The organism is Microthrixaceae bacterium, from assembly GCA_016702505.1.
Lineage (GTDB): Bacteria > Actinomycetota > Acidimicrobiia > Acidimicrobiales > Iamiaceae > Aquihabitans.
Genome location: JADJDU010000001.1, coordinates 394,426 through 416,722 on the forward strand (window position 1 = coordinate 394,426; position 22,297 = coordinate 416,722).

Genomic DNA, 22,297 nt, shown 5'->3' on the forward strand with positions numbered 1-22,297 from the left:
CCGTCGCCAGCCGGGTGGGTGGCGGGCGGTGTCGGTTCGGTCACGCCCGACCCGTGGCCCGACCCTGATCTGGGTCAGGACCCGGCGACGGCGCGGCAGGGGAGGTACGTGGCAACGGTGGGGGGACATCGCGCAATGGGGGCGGCGGCGGTGGTGCAAGCTCGCTCGACGTCGCCAGCTCGGTGGGTGAACCGCTCACCGATGGCGCTGGCGTCGAGCCGCCTTTCACGTCCTCCATGGCCAAGCGGAGAGACTGAAGGTCGTCCACGATGCCGTCGACGTCGCTTCCCAGGGCCCCAACCTCGGCACCCTGGTTGGAGACCGAAAGCTCGATGGCCCGGGTGACGGCTTCGTCCAGCCTGGCGTTGAGCAGGTCGAGTTGGTCCTTGGTCGACTCGATCAGGTCGTCCATCCGATGGGCGGTCTGGAGCTGGGCTTCCAGCGACTCGATGCGCCGGTTGCGGGTCTCGGTCTGTTCGGTCTTCCCTGCGCCCTGGGTCCGGGCCTGAGCCAGCTCGGCTGCCACCTCCCGGTCGTTGATGTTCTTGCGTCCGTCGGCGACGAGCTGACCCTGGAGGGCGACCCGGAAACACTCGTTCACGGCATCGTCGAGGCGGTCGTCTATGGCGGTGACGCTGGCCTTGAGCGGACCGTCACGGAAGGTCTTGACCGCTTGGGTGAAGCGGGCTCGGGACTTCACGGCGTCGATGACGGCATGACGCCATGGCTCGCTCACCGCGAACGGGTCGATCTTGTCGGCGGGTTCGTTTCGTGGGAGCGCTACAGCGAGACGGATGCCCAGTCCAACCAAGCCTCCGACCACCGCTCCGGCCGCGGCCAAGGGAACCGCCACCGGGGCGGTGGCCACGATCCCCACTGCGGCACCCGCCCCGAGGCTAAGTATCCCGCTGGGGGAGGTGAGCGCCTTGGCAACCGACGGGGAGAAGAACCGGTCCCGGAACGAAAGTGAACCCACAGGGCCATTCTGCCCGTTGGCCCGGGTGCACCCGGGCCAACGGCTCAGAAGTTGGACACCACCGCGGTGAACACCTTGTTGATCGACGTCGGGTCGCTGGCGTCGTAGGCGGCGGCGGTGGAGGCCTCGGCGATCTGCTTGAGGGTGTCGAGGTCGGCACCCTTGCCGTAGGCGATGGTGAAGATCCGCACCGGTTTGGACGACTCTCCCTGGGTTCCTTGGCGTAGCTCGCTCACCAGCGTCTCGAGTTGCTGGAAGTCGTCGTTGGGGTTGCCGTCGTCGTTCATGCCGTCGGTCAGCAGCACCACCGCGTTGATACGACTGTCGTCGTAGCTGTCGGCCATGGTCTGGAACGACGACAGGGCCACGTCGTACAGCGGGGTGGCGTTGAGGGGGTACTGGTCACGAATGAGGTTGGCCAGCCGCTCGCGGTTGGTGGACATGGGCTGGACCGGTAGCAGGTCCAAGTAGCTCTGGTCCTCGCCCGGCCCCAGGTTGGAGGTGAAGATCCGCAGTCCTACCTCGTCGCTGGGGTTGAATTCGTCCAACGCGGTTATGGCGGCCTCCTTGGCCAGGTCCATCCGGGTGGGGCCATCGGGGTCGTCGGGGTCGGCGGGCTCCTGCATGGAACCGGATACGTCGAGCACCAGCAGCACCCTGGCCGTCTTGCGCTGTTCCTTCCACTTCTCGAGCAGGCGGATCATCACCGGTGGGTCCGGGACCTGAAGCAGGGTGGAAGGCTGGTCGGGGTCGACACCGTTCGCCTTGGTTATGGGGGCGGCCACGGCCACGTCGGGGTTCCCGGGACGGAACCCGTACTGGAGGGCCTGGCGCTGGGCCTCGGGCTGCTGGGCGTAGTCCACGAAGGTGGCGGCCGCCTTCTTCTCGGTGTCGTCCACCCAGGCGGCATCGAGGATGTACAGCGGGCTGTCGCTGTAGATCGTGCCTTCCTTGGGATAGATGGCCACCAGCGGGATGCGGGGCTTGCGGGCCACCTCGCCGGGTTGGAGGACTCCGTCGGGGTTGCCCTGGTTGTAGTCGATGACCGACTTCTCCTCGACGGCCACGGCCGAGGCGTAGGTAAGCGACGTGCCCGAACGGTCGGTGCGGAACCAGTTGTTGAGGAAGGTCATGGTGATGTCGCCGTAGTGGACCACGGCGCTCTCGACCTGGCTGGCGAAGGTGGCGTTGGTGGCCGAGTCGAGGTCTTCGACCGAGAGGTCACGGGTCTTGCCGGTAGCGGCGTAGGCCTGGCCGATAAGGGCGGACAGGCCACTGGTGGAGAAGTTGGGGTTGGTCTTGCCCAGCTTGAACGAACCCCACTCGGGGTGGCCGTAGGCGGCCCAACCGTCGGGAGAGGTGGACAGCGCGGCGATGTCGGCCCAACCGACCGGCTTGGCCGGGTAGCCCAAGGCGTCGGCCATGGGCTTGGGCATGGCGATCACCAGGGGGGTGACCTGGAGTGACACCGCGTCACCCACCATGGCCGGCTGACCGGCGTTGGAGAGGCGCTGGTTGAGGATCTGGCCCCAGCTGGAGGCTGCCGGTGACCAGATCACCGGCTGGGCCCCCTCGGAGGAGTCGGTCCATCCCTGGGCCAAGATCTCAGCCGCGCCACCCGAGGACTTGGAGTAGGGCCGTACGAAGGCGCAGCCGCCGTCGAACTTGGCGGCATCAGAACCGTTGAAAGACTTGGCCAACGAGGTGAGGAGGTCGATCTTCTCCGAGGACACGGCCATGTCGACCACGGTGCAGTCACCCGGATCGCCGAAGTCTCCGGTGGCCGACTGCCCGCCGTCCTTCACCGAGCACGAGCACGCCGCGGTCAGCACCGCCACGGTGGCGGCTAGGCCGGTGAGGCGTAGTCGTCGACGCCACCGGGGGCGGGCCGGTGATGGGTTCTGTGTCTCGGTGAGTCCCATGGTGTTGTGGTCTCCTGGGGTCGAGTTCAGCGGATCTTGTCGAACACGGCGTACATCTCGCCGGCGAGGGACTCCAGGGGAGCCTCGGCCGGTCCGGGTGCCACGCCGAGGGCGTTGAAGGCGGCGGCGGCACCCTGGCTGTCCAGCACCAGCTGGGCCGCCAGCGCCTCCTGTCCCGGAACCTGGCGGGTGGCCAGTACCACCGTCATGCGCGCCGCGGGGGTGGGGACGACCACGCGTGCGACGGAGTGGCGTGACGCGGCCTTCTGGAGGGCGGGAACCGGTCCGATCACCAGCGACAGTGTTCCCCGTCGGGTCAGCATCATGGTGATCTGGCTGCGCTGGTCCTCCTGTGGGACCTGCGGGCTGGTGAGCACCCGGCGTAGGGCGGCCCCGGAAATGGTGGTGAAGTCGCCGTCGTCGGGGACGAGGGCTCGGGCCAGTGGTTCGAGCCGGGCCAGGCTCTCGGCCGTGTTTCCCGGGCCCACGCCGACGGGCAGCCCGTCGGTGGCCGCGGCGATCACGCACGAGGCCCACGTCGGGGCGCCCTGGCACTGGCCCCCGTCGGCCACCAGCACTCCGATCGGGGCCGATGCCACCGGTTCACCCCCGGGTAGCCAGGTGTCGGGCCGGTCGATGTTGGCCACGCCGGGAGCGGGCGCCCACGTGATCCACCCCGCCACTCCATCGGGTGGCGCGGCGGCGCCGGAGAGGTCGAGCGAAGAGGGGGCGGCGGTGATGACCCCCTCTGCGACCAGGGCGTCACAGACTGGTTCGAGGTCTGGGGTACAGGCCACCACGGGGCGGTCCCGGCCGTTCTTGCCGCCGGCGCTGTGGTCATTGTCGCTATCTCCGGCCAGGAAGGACCGCGCCACCAGGGCCGCGGCGATGAGTACCAGCGCACCTACGACCGCCAGGATCCGCTCCCTCATGGGCGAGACGCTACCGAACCGGACCGACAGCGGAGGTTCGCCAGCGAAATCCCCCCGCCCCGATCACCCGCGTGGATCCAGGCTAGGCCGTGTTCGAGTGGCGGGGGCCTTGGCCGGGTTTGGCTATGTCGTCGGCGGTGAGGGTGGTGAGATCGTCGTCGGTTGGGTTCTCGATGGCCACGACCCGTCCGGCCTGGCGGGCCACCGCGTCCTCGAACAGGTTGCGGGCCAGTCTCCCGTTGCCGAAGCCCTTGTCTCTCGGTACCGCCGCGAACCAGGCCCTGACCGCGGCCTCGGCCTGGTCGTCGGGGTGGTAACCGGCTTTGTCCCCGATGGCCTCGAAGATGGACCACAGCTCGTCGTCGGTGTAATCGGGGAAGAAGATCGTCTTGGGGAAACGAGACGCCAAGCCCGGGTTGGCGGCGATGAAGTCGGCCATCTCCACCGGGTAGCCGGCGGCGATCACCACCAGTTCGTCGCGCCGATCCTCGATGACCTTCACCAGCGTGTCGATCGCTTCGCGGCCGAAGTCGTTCTCGCCGCCGCGGGCCAGGGCGTAGGCCTCGTCGATCAGGAGCACACCCCCGGTGGCCTTGTCGGCCACCTCCACCACCTTCAGGGCGGTCTGGCCCACAAAGCCAGACACCAGACCCGACCGGTCGGTCTCTATGAGCTGCCCCTTCTCGACCACGCCCAGCGACCGGTAGATGGCGGCTAGCAGGCGGGCCACCGTGGTCTTGCCGGTGCCGGGGTTGCCGGTGAACACCAGATGTCGGCTCTGGGGTGAAGTCGGCAGGTCTCGCTCGGAGCGGAGCTGTTGAACCCGCAACAGATTGGTCACCAACCGGACCTCGGTCTTGACGCTGTCCAAGCCGACCAGGTCGTCCAGCTCGGCCAGGAGTTCCTCGATCGGTCGGGCGGGAGGCAGCTCGATCTCAGCTTCGGCTTCGGCATTGGCCTGGGCGGCACCGTCCGTGCCGGCCTTCGGGCCTTCGGCGGTGGCACCGGCACCGGTTGGACCGGCGGCCCCCGAATTGGCCGGGGCGTCGCCGGTGCCGGTGCGGCCAGACAGTGGAGAAGCCGGAAGCCCGTCCATGGCGGCCAACAGGTTGGTGCGCAGCGAGTCGACCGCGGCCAGCTCGGCCCGCGACGGCGACGCGTCGAGGGCGGCCACGGTGAAGGCCAGGTACACGCAGCGGTCGTAGTAGGTCCGGCTGTGGTTGGTGCCGAACCGGCGATCGGCCGATACCAGGATCTCCATCATCGGAGACACCCGATCCAGCCAACTCGACCGTCCGACCAGCAGGTCGCTCTGGCGGAGGTCGTCGGCTTTGGCGTTGCCTAGCTCGTTGGGCATGAGCTTCCAGAATGAGAAGATCACGCCCCACAGCTCGGCGTCGGTGTGGCGTCGGTCCACATCGATCAAGGCGGTGACCAGGTTGAACGCCTCGGTGGTGACGTCCTGTTCGACCTTGCGGCCGTCGACCGCGGGTAGGCGGTGCACGACGTCGGTCATGGCCGCGCTCACCTCGGCCACGAAGTTCTCCACCGCTCGTTGCATCTGCTTGGGCTCGTTGATCAAGCGAGGGCTCCTGCGGATCGGTCGGGGATGGCCGTGGCTCCAGTCTGGTCGTTGGGACGGAGCGTGATGTCAGTCGCCTCCACCGCGCTGGACGGCTGGGCCCGGCTGGCCCCGCTCACCGCGGGTCACGCCACATCGGCCACAGCAACGGCCCGCCTTTGGGGAGGCGAATCGGTTCATCGGCCACGAACCCGTGGCGGGAGTAGAAGGCCAGGTTCTCCTCCTTTGATGACTCAAGGTAGGCGGGCATGCTTTCTCGGTCGCATTCGTCGGTGACGGCGCGGATCAACGCCGATCCGATGCCCTTGCCCTGGTGGTCGGGGTCGGTGCCGAGCACCGACAGGTACCAGTGGGGCGGGTCTTTGGGGTGGACCTTCTCCATGGCTCCGATGGCTCTCACCCCGTCGAGCAGACGACGGCCGAGCAGGCGGCCGGAGGGCGCCAGCATCCGGGCCGTCTCGGCCAGCGTTCCCTTCCAGTGGTCGGGAGCGCACCAGACGGCGCAGCCGCCGAGGTCGTCGCTGACCAGCACCCGTCCGTGGGGGGTCAGTTTGAGCTTGGCGTCAGCGGCGAAGAAGGCGGGAGCCCGGCGCCGGTAGTGGCCGATGTCGGGGGTGAGCCAGTGCCAGATCGGGTCTGTCTCGAACGCGGCGGCAAGCGCCCGGCCGATGCGGGGCAGGTCGTTGGTGGTGGCGGGGCGGACGGAGGCCATGGGGCGAACCCTACGGCGGCGAGGGGGAGTGCGGGCGCTCCCGTTAGCCTCTGCTCTCGTGACCGGATCCAGCATCGTCGAACTGGGGCAGCGGGCCAAGGCCGCGTCCCGGCCGCTCGCCAACGCCTCCACCGCCCAGAAGGACGCGGCCCTCCACGCCGCCGCCGACGCGCTGGTGGCGGCCACCGATGCGATCCTGGTGGCCAACGAGGCCGATGTAGCCGCAGCCCAGGACCGTGGCGTGTCGGCCACCGTCGTCGACCGTCTCCGCCTCGACGCATCCCGGGTGGTGGCCATGGCTGCGGGGTTGCGTAAGGTAGCGGCCCTGCCCGACCCGGTCGGCGAGGTTCTCGACGGTTGGGTCAGGCCCAACGGTCTGCGCATCAGCCGGGTTCGGGTGCCTTTGGGTGTGGTTGCCATCATCTATGAGAACCGTCCCAACGTGACCAGCGACGCCGCCGGACTGTGCCTGAAGTCGGGCAACGCCGCCTTCCTGCGCGGGTCTTCGGGCGCGATCAACTCCAACATCGCCATCGCCGGCGTGTTGCGCTCGGCCTATGAGTCGGTCGACCTTCCCGCTGACGCCGTGGTGTTGGTGGAGGAGACGAGCCACGCCGCCGCGGTGGAGTTCATGCGCCTCCGAGACAGCATCGATGTGTTGATCCCTCGGGGCGGGCCGGCGCTGATCCGTTCGATCCTCGAGCACGCCACCGTTCCCTACGTGATCGACGGGGACGGCAACTGTCACGTGTACGTGGATGAGTCCGCAGATCTGGAGATGGCGGCTCGCATCGTCACCAATGCCAAGACGCAGCGGCCGTCGGTGTGCAACGCGGCCGAGACGCTGCTGGTGCACAAGGCGGTGGCCGAGGCGTTCCTGAGTGGAATCGACTCGGTGCTTCCAGGGGTGGCGGTGGTGGCCGACCCGTCCACGCTGTCGCTGCTGCCCGCGGCGGTGGGCGCCACCGAAGCCTCCGATGAGGACTGGGCCACCGAGTTCCTCGATCTGAAGATGGCGGTCAAGGTCGTTGATTCCCTCGACGAGGCCATCGTCCACATCTCCCGGTACGGGTCGGGTCACAGCGAAGCCATCGTGACTCGGTCCCTGGATGCGGCCGACCGCTTCACCCGTGAGGTCGACGCCGCCGCGGTGGTCGTCAACGCCAGCACCCGTTTCGTGGACGGCGAGGAGTTCGGTTTCGGTGCCGAGATCGGCATCTCCACCCAGAAGCTCCACGCTCGGGGACCGATGGGTCTGCGGGAGCTGACCACGGCCAAGTACGTGGTTCGGGGCGAGGGCCAGACGCGAGGTTGACCAGGATGGACCGCCCGGGAAACGATTGACCGTCCGGTCAAGCGCGGCGGTAGCCTCCGGTCATGACCGACAACCGCTTCGAGTCCGTTCCTGCGGTCCGCGAGGGCCTGCGCAAGGTCGACTACCTGGCCGACGAGGGCATCGCCGGCATCGTCTACCTGGCTGATCGGCTCCAGAAGCCGATCCTGGTCGAAGGGCCGGCCGGTACCGGCAAGACCCAGCTGGCCAAGTCGGTGGCCGAGCTCATCGGGGCTCGCCTGATCCGCCTCCAGTGCTACGAAGGGCTCGACGAGGCCAAGGCGCTCTATGAGTGGAACTACAAGAAGCAGCTCCTTCGCATCCAGGCCTCGGGCGGTGAGGGAGATTCCTGGAGCGACGTCGAGGACGACCTCTTCTCGGACGAGTTCCTGCTGGAACGTCCCCTGCTCGAAGCCATCCGTGCCGATGAGCCGGTGGTGCTGCTGATCGACGAGGTCGACCGGGTAGAGGTGGAGACCGAGGCCCTCCTGCTCGAGATCCTCTCGGACTACCAGGTGTCGATCCCCGAACTGGGCACCATCACCGCCCGCCAGATCCCGTTGGTGTTCCTCACCTCCAACAACACCCGTGAGCTCTCCGAGGCGCTCAAGCGCCGCTGCTTGTTCCTCCACGTCGACGAAGGAGATCGTGCTCACCAAGGTTCCCGACATCACCGAGAACCTGGCCGATCAGGTGGCCCGCATCGTGCGGTCGCTGCGCCAACTTGAACTGAAGAAGTCGCCGTCGGTGTCAGAGACCCTGGACTGGGCCAACACCTTGATGCTGCTCGGGGTGGAGCAGATCGATGCCGAGACCGCCTCGTCCACCGCCAACATCTTGCTCAAGTACCAGTCCGACATCGCCAAGGCGGTCCGTGAGTTCACCGCCGACAAGCAGGGCTTCAAGCAATTCGCCCCCGGGCCCAAGTAGGCCGGGCGACGGGACTTGTCGTGACCAGCCCGGCCTCCACTCCGACGAGCGGAAGCTCGACCTCGAACCCTGACCCGGCCGCGGGGACGGTCGGCGTCGCCGGTGAACCGATCCTGGACCTGCTCAACGGGTTCATCATCGAGCTGCGTGAGGCGGGCCTGCCCGTCAGCCTCACCGAGAACCTCGACGCCATGGCGGCCCTGCGCCACATCCCCATGGAGGACCGCGAGGCCTTCAAGTACGCGCTCGCCGCCACCCTGGTGAAGAACAACGCCCACTGGCGGGCCTTCGAGACCGTGTTCGAGGTCTACTTCTCCCTGCGGGGCTCGAAGTACGGCATCGACGACGACTCCGTCGACGCCGACCTGGCCGGCATGCTCGACGACGACGAGCGTGACGGCCTGGGAGATGGCGGCCAGGGCGGGCAGGGCCAGGGCGGAGGCCAGGCAATGACCCCCGAGGAGCTCCAGCAGCTCCTGTACCAGGCCATGATGAAGGGCGACGAGGCCCTGATGCGCGCCATCGCTCGCCAGGCCGTCAAGCGCTTCGCCGGAATGGAACCCGGACGCCCAGTCGGTGGCACCTACTACCTGTACCGCACCCTGCGGAACCTCGACCTCGAGGGTCTGATGGAGCGGATGATGGACCAGAGCCGCCAGCAGGCCGGCGACAGCGGCGAACCGATGACCCCGCTGGAGGAACGGCTCGAACGTGACGAGTACGAGCACCGCATCGAGGCGTTGAAGAAGGAGATCGAGGCCGAGATCCGCCGTCGACTGGTGGCCGACCGTGGGGTCGAGGCCATGGCCAAGACGCTGCGCAAGCCGCTGCCCGAAGACGTCGATTTCATGCACGCGTCCAAAGACGAGATGGTCGGGTTGCGCAAGGCGCTGATCCCCCTCACCCGGCGGCTGGCCGTGCGCCTGGCCCGCAAGCGTCGCCACAACCGCCGGGGGCCTCTCGACTTTCGCCGCACCGTGCGGGCTTCGCTGTCATATGGCGGAGTTCCGGCCGAGCCCAAGTTCCGTCATCCCCGCCCCCACAAGCCCGAGATCTTCGTGATCGCCGACATCTCCGGGTCGGTGGCGGCTTTCGCCCGGTTCACCCTGATGCTCGTGTACGCCATCAGCGGCCAGTTCTCCAAGGTCCGCTCGTTCGTGTTCATCGACGGGATAGACGAGGTCACCTCCTACTTCGAGGGCGTGGAGGACATCACCGAGGCCGTTCATCGGGTGAACACCGAGGCCGACGTGGTCTGGGTCGACGGCCACTCCGACTACGGCCACGCCTTCGAGGTGTTCTGGAACAAGTGGGGCAAGGAGATCGGGCCGAAGACCACGGTGATGATCCTCGGTGATGCCCGGAACAACTACCACGCCTCTCAGAGCTGGGTGATCAAGGAGATGCGGCACCGGGCCCGTCACGTCTACTGGCTCAACCCTGAGCCGCGCAGCTACTGGGACACCGGCGACTCCATCGTGGGCGACTACGGCAACCACTGCGACGGCGTGTTCGAGTGCCGCAACCTGCGCCAACTCGAGAAGTTCGTCGACTATCTGGCCTGAGTCGGCCCGGTAGGTTCATTCCCATGTTGGGACGTTGGAGAGACGGAGCCAGGGGTGACGTCGAGGCCGACACCGGATCGAACTCGGATGCACCCGTGGGCGTGTCGAGCCCGGTGCCCGAGCTTGATATGAGTGAGGTGCCGTGGCGCTTTCACGACGAAGTGTCCCGCGCCATCGACGCCAGCCGTCGGTGGCAGGCAGTGGTGGCGCACCTGGCCGACGGTCCGTTGCGCCTCCGGCTGGTCGAACTGGGTGAGCTCGTGACGGCCGGAGTGGTCGAGGTGCACTCAACGGCCCGGCGCATCGGCGAGGTCGAGGCGGTGCTGTCCACCCTCGACCCCGACGGGGCCACCGCGGCCTACAAGGCGGCCCGCCGTCAGGCCTCGGCCGGTGATGTCCCCGTCGAGATGGAGGCTCTGTCGGCTCGCTTCGCCAGCGTGCAACGGCTGTTGAACCTGGTGGCCGACACCGAGGAACGATTGCGGGTGGCCGAGGCCCGTCTGCTGGCGGCGGTGGCCCGGGCCGCGGAGGTGGCGGTGGTGGCCGACGCCGATGCCCTGGTCGGTGTCGGTCGGGATCTCGACGCCGTCACCTCTGAGTTGGGCGCTCTGCGAGAGGCCATGGCAGCCCTGGGTTGAGCTCCGATCGGCTGGCCCCATCGGCGAACGTGTGGAACGGTTGGTTCCTCAGGAGACGACCTGAGCTCAGGTGCTGAGGGCGTTCCACGGGAACTAGCCGGCGACGATGTGGATCGATGCCGGAACCGTCAGCGGATACCCGTGCCGGTACTAGTCGAAGTCGAAGATCTCCTCGAGGAACGACTTGCGACGCTTGCGCTTGTCATAGCCTCGGTCCCGATCATAGGAACGGTCATCTCGGCGATCTCGATCCCGATCCCGGTCCCGATCGTTGCGGTAGTAGCGGTCGCGATCGTCGTCTCGGTCTCGATCCCGCTCATCTCTTCGCCCCTCATCGCGTCGGCCGCTCGGGTAATCACGGTCGCGAGGAGTGCGGTAGTCGGTGTTCTCCGGAGAGGGCGGGGGAGGAGGGGGAGGAGGGGGAGGAGGGGCCACCGTCTCGGGCCCGCGGCTGACCCGGTCGAGGATCTTGTCCAGCTCGCCCCGGTCCAACCACACCCCTCGACACTGAGGGCAGAAGTCGATCTCCACGCCCTCTCGAGCCGAGATCGACAGGGTGACGTCACAGACAGGGCACTTCATGGGAACACCAATGGTGTTGCGGGTGTGGGCTGGCTCGTCGCCTCCTGAGCGGGCAGGAGACGTCGGGTCAGTCTCGCCGCCCGATGTTCACCGGCACCGGGTTGTTTGCCTCTCGCTGTTCTGGTCGGGAGGTGACGGCTGCGGTGGCGAACTCGATGAAGGACTCCTTGATGGTGCCCTCCTTGGGTTTGATCCCGGCCCGCGACAGCCGGGAATCGAGCTCCCAGTTGATACCCAAGCTGTTGAGCTCGGGATGGATGCCCATAGCCCAGTCGTTGATCCCGGCGGTGTCGTCGACCTTCAGGTCTGTGGGCCCGTAGGTGGACAGGTGAGGAACCACCGAATGCCAGTCGCCGGAAGGGTCAATGGCCCTGGCCTCGCTGATGGCCTGGGTCCAGGCCACGATGTCGTGATCGAGCTGGAGGACCTGCGGGAAGGTCCGTCCGTAGGCGGGGAGTAGGCCGGCCTGGACGGCCAAGACGGTATGCAACGCCGAGTCGTCGGCCACACCCAACTCCTCGACGGCGAGGCGTCCCAGGTCGTGCATGATCGCCTGCCAGCTGAAGACGGGTGCCATCAGGTCGGTGGAGAAGCGATCGATGGCCGTGAGTGCCGGCCACCTATTGGGGTGCTGGCGGGTCAAGACGCTGATGGTCCTATACACGTCCATCTCGCTCTTACCGGTCTCGTGGCTCAGGAAACGAGCCGCGTGACGGAGCATCCCGAAGTTCTCATACGCCATGAACGACAGGCGCATGAGCCGCATCTCGTTGTAGTCCTCGCGGGTGTAGCTCTTGGTGGACACGAGCACGGAGTTGTGTCCAGGGCGAAGCGGCTCAGCTACCTCGATCTGGTTGGCCTCCATGTACTCAGGTGAGTTCATGGGACTGTTGACCAGGAGCGTGGTCAGGTTGATGCGAGCGGGGACGGAACGGTTGATGCACTCCTGGAGGTCGTTGGCCAGCGAATCCGGGGTCTGACCCGGGAGCCCCATCATGAGCTCGACCATCAGCGGCAGGTGGGCCTTGCGCATCTCGTCGGCGATGGCGTCGTACTTCTCGGTCTTGATGTTGGAACGCCGGACCGTCTCCAGGGTGCTGGGGTCCATGGTCTGGAGCGACAGGACGCCGGTGGAGAGGATTCCGGCCTCGGAGAGGATCGTGATGATCTTGCGGAGGTACTTGGTGGTGTTCTTGGCGTAGGAGACGCCGAACGATGCCGGGTAGCCGTTGGAGCGGTGGGCATCGGCCACGTGTTGGGAGACCTCTACGTCTCGTTCGAAGATGCCGAAGTTCGCATCGGCCAGGCCGAGGGTCTCGATCTTGTTGGCCGCGCACCAGTCGATCTCGGAAAGGATGCGGTCCATCGAGAACTTGCGGATGCGGCTGTTCGTGGCCGACCCCCAGTCGCAGAAGGCACAGCTGTAAGGGCAGCCTCGGATGGTCTCGAGGGTGACGCCGGACATAGGGATCTCGCCGTACATGTCGAACAACCCGGTCAGGACCGCGCTGGGCAGGTGCTCGAAATCGACCTGACGTTCCCGGTCTGGGGTCCTGATCAGCTGGTCGCCGAGGCGATAGGTGAGGCCCGGAACGCCATCGAGGACCGACAGGTCCGGCTCGGCAGCCCCGATCACCGAAGTCAGCGCCGCCAAGGCCTCGGCTGCGGTCTGTTCGCCCTCGCCGCGGATCAGAACGTCGACGTGAGGGTTGGCCTCCATGTGGGCGATGGAGTCACCCTCGTACTTGGGGGCGTCGGGGCCACCGTGGATAGTGATGCTCGACGGGCTGAGGGCCTTGATCTTGGCGGAGGCCACCAAGCACTGCTGGTGAGACCAGATGTAATCGGAGCAGAGGTAGATCGCGGGTTCGGACGTGAACTCGTCGAGGCGGTCGTCTGACCAGATCCAGTCGGTCCTGAACTGGTAGTGCTCCTCCAACCGTCCGTTCTCATAGGCCTTGGCGAAGGCAACGACCGAGCCGACACCGGCCGGCGCCATCAGGTCGAAGGCCACCGGGATCACCTTGGTGCGCTTCTGGCCGGTAACCCGTTCACGCTCGGCTTCCTCGGCCGACTGCTTGGCCGCGTACTTGGCTGCCACTCGGTGAGCGATCTCGTCTCTATTGATCAGATCGAAGTCGTCTTGGTCCTCGGGGCTGACCTCGTCGTTGCCATCGGGGAGGGGAGCGCGCCGTCGGAGGCTGCCTGTTGCCTCCAAGTCGCCAACGAGCTGGGCGAACTCCTCAGCCGACATGATGGGACGACCGTGGGCTGTCGGCAGTGCTTGGAGCGCCGCGCTCAGCGTGGTGGGTCGGCAGAGGGTGCCGATGGCCGCAACCTCGGTGGCGGTGAGCGCTGCGACCCGGCGGTTCTCATGGTCGATCAACTCGAAGACCCCGTTGCGGAGCCGAACCGTCTGGGGCGTGGGCAGCCAGACGTGGTCCTCGACGTTGAGGTCCACGCGAGTTCCGGTGCGAGCCGCGGGATGGTCTTCGATCGCCATGTGACGTTGAGGTTCACCGGCGCTGAGGTGCAGTGAATAGACCAGGTCCATGATGAACGCGGCCATGTCGTCTTCTGACACGCCGGTCTGGTCGACAACCTGCATCTTGGCTTCGACCGCGGTGGGCGGTTCGTCGAGGCTGAGAAGGGCGAGCGTCTCCAGGTGAGGGTGGCCGATCGGCCAGACAACGTTGTTGCGCTCGAGGCACGTTCCCTCGCTGCGGAACGACACCACGCAGGTGGCGTTGATGAACAGGTGAGGTTCAGCCTGGGATCCCTGTTCGGCCGTTGCGTCCATTGTTCCTCCGCTCGCGAATCCGCGGAGCATCCGCGGCCCCCACTGCGAGCCGCCGATCCTAATGCTGACTCGTCGGCGCGGCAACGGACCGCGTTCGGCGCGTTCCGACGGCCGCGACGGTCAGCCCTGGATCAGGGTGTCGAGTTGGCGAACTGATCGAAAGCGGCGAACAACGCTGGCCGCTCATGTTCGGCGCGGAGGCGCAGTGCCAGACGTCGGCTCGTCAACAAGAGCTCACGGGCGGCCCGGCCCGGCCACGGGCGGGGCAGAAGCTCAGGTGGCAGCAAGGGGTCACGAATGAACACCTCCTGGAAGGCGATGACCATGCGCAGAGCCCCCGGTAGGAAGTCGGTGTCGGCGATGCGGTCCCGGCGGGCCCTCAGCTTCTCCAGCGTGGGAACCACGTCCTCGTGATCGGTGACGAAACGGCTGTAGGCGGCCGCGATCTCATCGACGGGCCACAACGAGCGAGCCAGGTCGCGGGCTGACTTCACCCCGCCCACCTCCAGGTCCTGGGTGCTGGCCAGGGTGAGGCGATCAGCCACGTTCAGCTCAGCCGCCAGGGCCCGAACCTCCTCCTCCCATGGATGGGGTGACACGTACATCCCGTTGTTGATCGGTGCCCCACCCTCGTCGAGGAGTCGGTCTCTCAGTCGGTCTCTGGCCGACCGCAGGTTCTCGGGAACGGCGAAGGCCACCAGGTGCCAGGTGCCGTCCCAGCCCTGACCGCGGCTGTCTTGTCGGTAGGCCATCTCGTGGCGTCGCATCGAGCCGAGGTGGAGCTCGTTGCCGCGAGGGGTTGTGCGGTAGCTGGCCTGGCGCCCGCTTCCCTCGCGAACGAGCAGGCCCTCGGTCACCAGCCTCCGGAGACACGAGCGAAGCTGCTCGTCGGTGTGGCCGCATGCCTCGGCCACGCCGTAGAGATCGGGACCATCGATCGAACCGTCGGGCCGGACCATGCCGAACACCAGCACTCTGGTCGGAATTTCCACGGCCGTGACTCTCACGACCGCAATGCTCACCGGCTGATCGCACCCGGTCAAGCCGGTCGAGCGAACGGGGGGTCGATTCAGGAGTCCGCGAGGGCACTTGCTAGACAGAGGGCCACCACAGGGGTAGCGAAAGAGGAGCCCACCCATGCCCGAAGCCGTCATCGTCTCCGTCGCCCGTACGCCCATCGGCCGGGCCCAGAAGGGTTCGCTCAAGAACGAGCGGCCCGATGACCTCACTGCGTTCATCGTCGACACCGCCCTCAACAAGATCCCCGAGTTGGATCGCAACACGGTCGAGGACCTGATCTTGGGTTGCGGCCAGCCCGCCGGCGAGGCCGGCTACAACCTGGCTCGCATCGTCGCCATCCAGGCCGGAATGCCCACGGTTCCCGGTGTGACCGTGAACCGCTACTGCTCGTCGTCGCTGATGTCGGTCCGCATGGCCGCTCAGGCCATCAAGGCCGGCGAGGGAGACGTGTTCATCGCCGCCGGCGTCGAGACCGTGAGCCGTTTCGTATACGGCTTCGCCGACAGCGGCCCTCAGAACCCCAAGCATGCTGCGGCCGTGGCCCGCACCGGTGAGCTCTCCGGTGGTGGCCAGGGAGCATGGACCCCCTTCGATGGTGGCCTTCCCGATGTCTACATCGCCATGGGTCAGACCGCCGAGAACGTCGCCAGCTACAAGGGTGTCACCCGTGAGGAGCAGGACCAGTTCGCGGCCCTTTCCCAGCAGCGGGCCACCGCCTCGCTCGAGAGCGGTTTCTGGGAGAACGAGATCACCCCGGTCACCACCACCGACGACGAGGGCAACGAGGTGATCGTCACCAAGGACGACGGCATCCGGGCCGGCACGACTGCCGAGGGTCTAGCTGGCCTGAAGCCGGTGTTCCGCCCCGACGGTACCGTCACCGCCGGAAACGCCTGCCCCCTCAACGACGGCGCGGCGGCCGTGGTCGTGATGAGCGACACGCGCGCCAAGGCTCTGGGCCTCACCCCGCTGGCCCGCGTGGTCTCTTCGGGTGTGTCGGGTCTGGATCCCGAGATCATGGGCCTGGGCCCGATCGAGGCTTCCCGCCAGGCTCTGGCCCGGGCCGGGATGACCATCGACGATGTCGACCTGGTCGAGATCAACGAGGCGTTCGCGGCCCAGGTCATCCCGTCGGCCCGTGAGCTCGGCATCGAGTGGGACAAGCTCAACGTGAACGGCGGCGCCATCGCCATCGGCCACCCCTTCGGCATGACCGGCGCCCGCATCATCAACACGCTGATCAACGGCCTTCAGAAGGACGACAAGACCATCGGCCTGGAGACCATGTGCGTGGGTGGCGGCCAGGGCATGGCCATGATCATCGAGCGCCTCTCCTGACGTCGAGGCTCGGGACCTGTCGCCCGAGCTAGCGATCTACGCTGTGGCTGGTATCCGATTGTCGGGTACCAGCCACAGGCGGTTTTGGACCCTGAACGCGAGGCTGCCGCGCCGATGACCTTTGGAGAGGGCCTTGAGTAGCAGCTTCATCACCTTTGCCTCGGGACTAGTCCTGCTTGGCGTCGCCGTCGGAGTCGTGGCCTTCGGGTCCTGGGGGGCGGCGCGCCGCCTATTGCCGGACTGGCGCGGTCTGCCATTGGCGCTGGCGTCAACCGTCATCACCTTGACTTGCATGGTCGGTGTTGTGCAGGTGATCGGATCGGTCGGTCAGTTCGGCCGGGGCCCGGCCTTCGTCGGCCTGATCGCGGTGGGGGCGGGCCTGTGGTCCTGGGGCAGAAGTGAACGGGCGTCATCTCGTCCCGAAGGTCCGAAGCCCTCCGACATCGGACCTCCGACGGTCAGCCCGAGGTTGCACCGGCTCGACCTCGGGTTTGCCGCGGTAGCCGTCGTCGTGGTGGTCGCGGAGTGGGGGCAGCGAACCTGGTGGGCCCTCAACCACGGGATCCACACCATCGATTCTCTCTGGTACCACCTTCCGGTGGCGGCAAGGTGGGTGCAAACCGGTTCGATCACGCCACTCCACTACCTGGAAGACGAAGCTCTCACCACCTTTTTCCCGGGCAACGGCTCTATCTTCCATGCCATCGGAATGAGCTTCTTGGGTATCGACATCCTGTCGGTCTTCATGAACCTCGGATGGCTGGCCTTTGGCCTCATGGCCGCCTGGTGTCTAGGTCGGCCGTTCGGTACCTCCTGGCTGTCGGTGGGTGCTGCCGCGATCGGGTTCACCACCCCAAGCCTGATGGCCACCCAGCCCGGTGGGGCCTACAACGACACCATGGGCATCGCCCTGCTGCTGGCTTCGTTGGCATTGCTCGCCAACGGACACCAGGGCGGAGGTCGATTCGACAGGGCCGCCCTCGCCCTGGCTTCGATAGCGGCCGGGCTCGCGGTGGGTACCAAGTTCCAGTTCCTGCTCCCGGTTGGTGCGCTGAGCTTGGCCGTGGTTATCGCATCATCCCGAGAATCTCGAATCCGGGTCAGCGCTTTGTGGGCTGGCGTGCTCGCGGTAACCGGCTCCTTTTGGTATCTGAGGAACTGGGTGATCGTGGGCAACCCGTTGCCACAGATGGAACTCGACCTGGGACCCCTCGAGTTCCACAAGACGCCGATCTTCACCAAGTTCTCGACCGTCGCCGCTCATCTCGGTAGCGCGTCGGACCGAGACCTCTACCTCTGGCCCGGTATGGACAAAGGGGTAGGTGCCTTGTGGTGGCTGCTGCTGGGAGGACTTGGTGTCCTGCTGATCGCGGGTTTGGTCACCGGGCTTCGAATGCAGCGGATCATCTGCCTGGTGGCGGGGATCACTGTTGCCGGCTTCCTGGTGACGCCGGCGATCCTCGGGTTTGGTGGCAAGTTGGTGTACTTCGGGGTCGTAACCCGGTATCTCGCCCCTGGGATCGTGCTCTCGGCGGTGGCGGCAGCGGCGGCGACTAGGGGCAGGGCCTCGGTTTGGCGCTACTGCACGATCGGCGTACTGGGTGTCTATTTGGTTTCGATCCAGGTGGAGGCCAGCGACTGGGAGGAGAACCTCGAGGCTGCAATCGACCAACCCATATGGGGCGTGGCGTCGTTGGTGTGGATCGGTTGGGCTGCTCTGGCGCTCGCCTTGGGGGTTGCGGCCAGACGGTGGCTTCCCAGGCTCGATCGCCGAGCCGTAATGGTGGGCGTCTGCGTTCTGGTGGTGGCTGGCGGGCTCGCATCGGTCACGGCTCGACGCGTCTACCTTTCGAACCGGTACCAGGACTACGCCGGTGTGCTGAAGCTGATCGACCTCAGTTGGTCCTCCCGCTTCTCGGGAGAGCGGATCGGTATCGCCGGCACCCCTCTTCAGTACCCCGTGTACGGCCCGGATCAGGCCAACTACGTGCAGTACATCGGCGTACCCCAACCGCGATCGGGGTGGAGAACGGCGAAGACCTGCGAGGAGTGGCGCACCAGTATCAACGAAGGCCGGTTCACCCTCGTCGTGGTGCTCAGCGCCTGGTTCACGACGACACCGGTGGTCGACCTGGAATGGACCGGTGGCGACTCGGCCGCAGAGAAGATCTACGAGCGAGACAGCGCACGGGTGTTTCGAATCAACGGGAGCATGGACCCTGATGGATGCGAGGGAGACGGAAGTGGCTGACCGGCAACCCTGGTTCCGTGTAGTTCAAGTCGTGGATCGGTCCGATGAGGAAGGACGCCAGCCATGAGCCAAAAGACCACGGGTATTCACCGGATCCTCTCCGCGCCGTGGATATACCAGACCTATCAGCGGGCCATCGGCTCCCATCGCCTCTGGCAAGACGTCATCGCTCGGCTGGAGATCCCCAGCGGTGGCCGAATGCTCGACATCGGTTGCGGTCCCGGCGATGTGGTCCGGTATCTGAACGGCGTCGACTACGTCGGGTTCGATCTGAGCGAGCACTACGTGGCCCAGGCCCAGGACCGCTACGGCCGGGGTGGCGCGAAGTTCTTCTGCGCCGATGTGACAACGGTCAGCCCCGACGAACTGGGTGTGTTCGACGCCGTCCTCTCCCACGGCGTGCTCCACCACGTGGACGACGACACCGCCCGGTCGATCTTTCACATCGCCAGCCGGGTGCTCCGGCCCGGCGGGAAGTTCGTGACCGTCGACGGCGGTTACGTGGAAGGACAGAGCCGGATGGCCCGGTTCCTCTTGGATCACGATCGAGGCCAGGACGTGCGCACCCCAGATGCCTATGCCGCTCTGGGTTCCGCGTCCTTCGAGGTGATCGAGGTGGATGTGGACCACAAGACCCTGAGGATCCCCTACACGATGGTGATCCTCAGGGCTTCCGAGCCCCGGCCCGTCGCCCACCCCTAGGTTGCCGGTGGCGGCTGTAGGGTGCGAGGCCATGGCGCCGGTGTTCTCCTTCGTGATCCCGGTGTTGAACGAGCAGGAGACGTTGCCCGAGCTGGCCCGTCGCTTGGACCCCATCCTCGATTCGCTCGATGGTCCTTCCGAGGTCGTGCTGGTGGACGACGGCTCCACTGATGCTTCCTTCGAGATCATGCGGTCGCTGAGCGATGCTGACCCTCGCTACGTGGTGGTTCGCCTCACCCGAAACTTCGGTCACCAGATGGCCATCAGCGCGGGCCTGGAGCATGCATCCGGGGATGCGGTGATCATCATGGACGCCGATCTCCAGGACCCGCCCGAGGTGGTGTTGGCCCTGGTCGACAAGTGGCGGGAGGGGTTCCAGGTCGTCTACGCCGTGCGTGACGAGCGTACGGGGAGTCACGGACCAAGCTGGCCACGGCACGGTGGTTCTACCGGGTGCTGGGGCGGATGAGCGACGTCGAGATCCCGCGCGACGCCGGAGATTTCCGCTTGGTCGATCGGCGGGTGGTGGACACAGTCAACGCCATGCCCGAACACCGGCGGTACCTGCGCGGTATGTTCGCCTGGGTCGGATACGACCAGGTCGGGGTGCGCTACGTCCGCGAAGCCCGACATGCTGGGGTCACCAAGTTCCCGATGCGACGGATGTTGGCCTTCGCCGCCGATGGCATCGTGTCGTTCTCTACCGTCCCGCTTCGCCTGGTGATGATGCTGGGGTTCTTCGTGTCGTTCGTGTCGGTGCTGGCCGCCGGGTTCGGGGTGGTGGCCAAGATCGCATCCTTCGACGTGGTGCCAGGGTGGGCCTCGATCGTGGTTCCGATGGGGGTCATCGGCGGGGTTCAACTGGTGGTGCTCGGCGTGATCGGTGAGTACATCGCCCGCATCTACGACGAGGTGAAGCAGCGGCCGCTCTACCTCGTCCGCGAAGTCGTTCGTACCGACAGTCGACCATGACCGCGCAGTTCGACCGGCACGCCCGGAGCTATTCCGACGAGGTCAGCGCCTCGGTCTCATTCAGCGGTCAGGACGTGGAGTTCTTCGCTCGCTGCAAGGCCGACCATCTGGTCGATCTGTCCCGCCGACACCTCGGCGACCTGGAGCGGATGCGGGTGCTCGACGTCGGCTGCGGGGTGGGCGTCACCGATGCCGCCCTTGGCGGAGTCTTCGGGGAGCTTCACGGGGTCGACGTGTCCGGCGAGGCTGTGGCACGGGCCGGGTTGGACAACCCCGCCGTCAACTATGCCGTGTTCGACGGTCACCGCTTGCCGTACCCGGATGGGGCCTTCGACATGGCTTTCACCATTTGTGTGCTGCACCACGTCGAGACCCCCGACCGGCTGGCCTTCACCCGGGAGATGACCCGCGTTGTCAGGCCTGGCGGGATCGTGGCTGTGTTCGAACACAACCCTTTCAACCCGCTGACCCGGGTGGCGGTGAGCAGGTGTGAGTTCGACGAGGGAGTCGAACTGCTTTCCCGCGCCGAGGCCAAGCGGCTGTTGGTCGACGCTGGCATGGAACCGATCGAGAGCCGCTACATACTCTTTCTGCCCTTCGCCGGTGGGTGGGCGAGACGAGTGGATCAGCGGTTGTGGCGCCTACCGATCGGTGCCCAGCACTACGAGGCGGCCCGCCGGCCCCGATGACTTCAGCGACCTACGTCGCTCACGTCTCGAACTGCCTCAGCCGCGATCTGTCGAAAAGCTCTGCCTAGGTGGTCCGTCAGGTGGCGGGTCTGACCGCGTCGCACCAGCGACGCGGTCAGACCGGAGGCGCGGGCTACCGCCCACTCCAGGGGCCTTTGAGGCCGGCCAGGCGGAAGGCGGCTCCGAGCACGGCAAAGGCTGCGATCTGGATCCAGAAGCTGCGGGTTTCCTCGGGGGGCCAGAATTTCTCCGACATTGCCAGCGCATGCAGGGTGTAGATGGTGAGGCTCATGGCACCGGCCCCGGAGATGATCGCGGTGGCTCGAGGCAGCACACGGGCCATCAGCAGGCAGACGCCGATCACCGCCAGGGCACTGCCGATGGTGGTGGCCAGCTCGAACGGGGTGCCCGAGTGGGCGGCGCTGACCGCCAACCACCAATTGGATCCACCGGGGATGAAGCCGGGTAGCCCGTAGTCGAGCTGGAAGTCGAGGTAGTCGAGGTCCTGGGTCCCCACGTCCTGGGCCAGTTCCTCGAGCACCCCGGCCCGGTAGACCAGTCGATCCGAGATGGCCACGGCGGTGACGGTCAGGGCCGCGCCTCCGATTGCGAGCCAGATTGCTGTGGCCCGACGGCGAAGGTCGGTCCTACCGATGGCCAAGCCAACCCAGAAGTAGGTGATCCACACCAAGAACGGGTAGATGCCCTGGAGGTGTTCGGTGACCGTGCCCCATCCGGTGACGCTCCAGTTCGGCCACCACGACATCACCCAGACCAGAAGCAGCGGTCCAGCCACCACCCAGGCTCCGGCCAGGATGGCCAGGTTCCGGGGACGCCAGCCCAAGAACGGCAACATCGTCACCATGATCACCGCATAGCTCTGGAGCACCACCGCAATGGGGGTGCCGGCATGGGTCAGACCGATTCCAATGGCGTAGAGGAGTACCGAACGGACTACCAGCCCTACCGAGCGAGCCGTTCGCTCCCGGCCTTTCACCGGGGAGGTGCCTCCGGTCATGAGGGCAAGGCTGAGCCCGGCCAGCACCGCGAAGAGCGCCGATGCCCGACCAGCGGCCAACCGATGGGCAAGAGAGATCTCGCGGTCATAGAGCGGGTGGTACAGGTGGGTGGCGATCATCCCGGCCAGGGCAAGGGCCCGGGCCAGATCGATTCCCACCAGCCGGCTCGAGGGGAGGTTCACCCGAAGGGCGGAGGTCAGCTTGGCGATGCGCCATTGTGCCCGCCCGGCACCCGTCCTCCGAAGGTGGATCGAGCGCCCTTCATTGTCGTTCGATCACCTGACCCCGATAGCTGGATGGGAGCGTTAGCGTCGCCGAGGTGAACGCCGCCGGT

At 66.6% G+C, this 22,297-nt stretch carries 16 protein-coding genes and 2 pseudogenes; 9 read left to right on the plus strand and 9 right to left on the minus strand.

Annotated elements, in window-relative coordinates; translation table 11 throughout:
• Positions 1-40 precede the first annotated feature (40 nt).
• The 5 genes from IPG97_01840 to IPG97_01860 all read right to left on the minus strand — a co-directional run bounded on the left by IPG97_01840 (position 41) and on the right by IPG97_01860 (position 6,124).
• Entirely contained in the window at positions 41-976 is a 936-nt protein-coding gene (locus IPG97_01840; protein MBK6855325.1) for a hypothetical protein, read from the minus strand.
• Positions 977-1,020: 44 nt separating this feature from the next.
• Complete coding sequence (locus IPG97_01845) at positions 1,021-2,898, minus strand: VWA domain-containing protein (protein ID MBK6855326.1); 1,878 nt, start codon at positions 2,896-2,898, stop codon at positions 1,021-1,023.
• 26 nt (positions 2,899-2,924) lie between these two features.
• Positions 2,925-3,830, minus strand: a complete 906-nt coding sequence (locus IPG97_01850; GenBank protein ID MBK6855327.1) for a hypothetical protein — start codon at positions 3,828-3,830, stop codon at positions 2,925-2,927.
• Between the two features lie 82 nt (positions 3,831-3,912).
• Positions 3,913-5,412 carry an AAA family ATPase gene (locus IPG97_01855; GenBank protein MBK6855328.1) on the minus strand — a complete coding sequence of 500 codons (1,500 nt, stop codon included), beginning with the start codon at positions 5,410-5,412 and terminating at the stop codon, positions 3,913-3,915.
• A 115-nt stretch (positions 5,413-5,527) separates the two neighbouring features.
• Positions 5,528-6,124 carry a GNAT family N-acetyltransferase gene (locus IPG97_01860; GenBank protein MBK6855329.1) on the minus strand — a complete coding sequence of 199 codons (597 nt, stop codon included), beginning with the start codon at positions 6,122-6,124 and terminating at the stop codon, positions 5,528-5,530.
• Between IPG97_01860 and IPG97_01865 the strand changes: the two genes are divergently transcribed.
• The 4 genes and pseudogenes from IPG97_01865 (at position 6,123) to IPG97_01880 (ending at position 10,590) form a co-directional block, all read left to right on the plus strand.
• Positions 6,123-7,439 (plus strand): glutamate-5-semialdehyde dehydrogenase, encoded by a 1,317-nt coding sequence (locus IPG97_01865; GenBank protein MBK6855330.1) that lies wholly within the window; start codon positions 6,123-6,125, stop codon positions 7,437-7,439. The genes IPG97_01860 and IPG97_01865 overlap by 2 nt on opposite strands.
• A 62-nt stretch (positions 7,440-7,501) precedes the next feature.
• Positions 7,502-8,387 (plus strand): annotated as a pseudogene (locus tag IPG97_01870) (MoxR family ATPase).
• Positions 8,388-8,497: 110 nt separating this feature from the next.
• Complete coding sequence (locus IPG97_01875; GenBank protein MBK6855331.1) at positions 8,498-9,952, plus strand: VWA domain-containing protein; 1,455 nt, start codon at positions 8,498-8,500, stop codon at positions 9,950-9,952.
• Positions 9,953-9,975: 23 nt separating this feature from the next.
• Entirely contained in the window at positions 9,976-10,590 is a 615-nt protein-coding gene (locus tag IPG97_01880) for a hypothetical protein (GenBank protein MBK6855332.1), read from the plus strand.
• A gap of 150 nt (positions 10,591-10,740) precedes the next feature.
• Here IPG97_01880 and IPG97_01885 read toward each other — a convergent pair whose 3' ends face one another.
• The 3 genes from IPG97_01885 to IPG97_01895 all read right to left on the minus strand — a co-directional run bounded on the left by IPG97_01885 (position 10,741) and on the right by IPG97_01895 (position 14,979).
• Positions 10,741-11,172 (minus strand): zf-TFIIB domain-containing protein, encoded by a 432-nt coding sequence (locus IPG97_01885; protein ID MBK6855333.1) that lies wholly within the window; start codon positions 11,170-11,172, stop codon positions 10,741-10,743.
• A 67-nt stretch (positions 11,173-11,239) separates the two neighbouring features.
• Entirely contained in the window at positions 11,240-13,972 is a 2,733-nt protein-coding gene (locus IPG97_01890; protein ID MBK6855334.1) for a radical SAM protein, read from the minus strand.
• Positions 13,973-14,103: 131 nt separating this feature from the next.
• Positions 14,104-14,979, minus strand: a complete 876-nt coding sequence (locus tag IPG97_01895) for a transcriptional regulator (GenBank protein MBK6855335.1) — start codon at positions 14,977-14,979, stop codon at positions 14,104-14,106.
• Positions 14,980-15,109: 130 nt separating this feature from the next.
• Here IPG97_01895 and IPG97_01900 point away from each other — a divergent pair, with 130 nt between their 5' ends.
• The 5 genes and pseudogenes from IPG97_01900 to IPG97_01920 all read left to right on the plus strand — a co-directional run bounded on the left by IPG97_01900 (position 15,110) and on the right by IPG97_01920 (position 20,944).
• A complete protein-coding gene (locus IPG97_01900; GenBank protein MBK6855336.1) occupies positions 15,110-16,330 on the plus strand; it encodes an acetyl-CoA C-acetyltransferase in 1,221 nt (406 codons plus the stop codon).
• A 133-nt stretch (positions 16,331-16,463) separates the two neighbouring features.
• Entirely contained in the window at positions 16,464-18,581 is a 2,118-nt protein-coding gene (locus IPG97_01905) for a hypothetical protein (GenBank protein ID MBK6855337.1), read from the plus strand.
• A gap of 63 nt (positions 18,582-18,644) precedes the next feature.
• Positions 18,645-19,283 (plus strand): class I SAM-dependent methyltransferase, encoded by a 639-nt coding sequence (locus IPG97_01910; protein MBK6855338.1) that lies wholly within the window; start codon positions 18,645-18,647, stop codon positions 19,281-19,283.
• A 31-nt stretch (positions 19,284-19,314) separates the two neighbouring features.
• A pseudogene (locus IPG97_01915) lies at positions 19,315-20,255 on the plus strand (glycosyltransferase family 2 protein).
• Positions 20,252-20,944, plus strand: a complete 693-nt coding sequence (locus tag IPG97_01920) for a class I SAM-dependent methyltransferase (GenBank protein ID MBK6855339.1) — start codon at positions 20,252-20,254, stop codon at positions 20,942-20,944. Before IPG97_01915 ends, IPG97_01920 begins: the two are co-directional and overlap by 4 nt.
• Before the next feature lie 133 nt (positions 20,945-21,077).
• On the opposite strand, the gene IPG97_01925 is transcribed toward IPG97_01920, so the two are convergent.
• Complete coding sequence (locus tag IPG97_01925) at positions 21,078-22,145, minus strand: DUF1624 domain-containing protein (GenBank protein ID MBK6855340.1); 1,068 nt, start codon at positions 22,143-22,145, stop codon at positions 21,078-21,080.
• Positions 22,146-22,297 lie beyond the last annotated feature (152 nt).

What these genes read in the sequence shown, in the direction of transcription:
- IPG97_01845 (MBK6855326.1), bottom strand. Translation starts at nt 2,898, where the DNA reads ATGGGACTCACCGAGACACAGAACCCATCACCGGCCCGCCCCCGGTGG.
- IPG97_01850 (MBK6855327.1), bottom strand. Translation starts at nt 3,830, where the DNA reads ATGAGGGAGCGGATCCTGGCGGTCGTAGGTGCGCTGGTACTCATCGCC.
- IPG97_01865 (MBK6855330.1), top strand. Translation starts at nt 6,123, where the DNA reads ATGGGGCGAACCCTACGGCGGCGAGGGGGAGTGCGGGCGCTCCCGTTA.
- IPG97_01860 (MBK6855329.1), bottom strand. Translation starts at nt 6,124, where the DNA reads ATGGCCTCCGTCCGCCCCGCCACCACCAACGACCTGCCCCGCATCGGC.
- IPG97_01880 (MBK6855332.1), top strand. Translation starts at nt 9,976, where the DNA reads ATGTTGGGACGTTGGAGAGACGGAGCCAGGGGTGACGTCGAGGCCGAC.
- IPG97_01885 (MBK6855333.1), bottom strand. Translation starts at nt 11,172, where the DNA reads ATGAAGTGCCCTGTCTGTGACGTCACCCTGTCGATCTCGGCTCGAGAG.
- IPG97_01890 (MBK6855334.1), bottom strand. Translation starts at nt 13,972, where the DNA reads ATGGACGCAACGGCCGAACAGGGATCCCAGGCTGAACCTCACCTGTTC.
- IPG97_01900 (MBK6855336.1), top strand. Translation starts at nt 15,110, where the DNA reads ATGCCCGAAGCCGTCATCGTCTCCGTCGCCCGTACGCCCATCGGCCGG.
- IPG97_01910 (MBK6855338.1), top strand. Translation starts at nt 18,645, where the DNA reads ATGAGCCAAAAGACCACGGGTATTCACCGGATCCTCTCCGCGCCGTGG.
- IPG97_01920 (MBK6855339.1), top strand. Translation starts at nt 20,252, where the DNA reads ATGACCGCGCAGTTCGACCGGCACGCCCGGAGCTATTCCGACGAGGTC.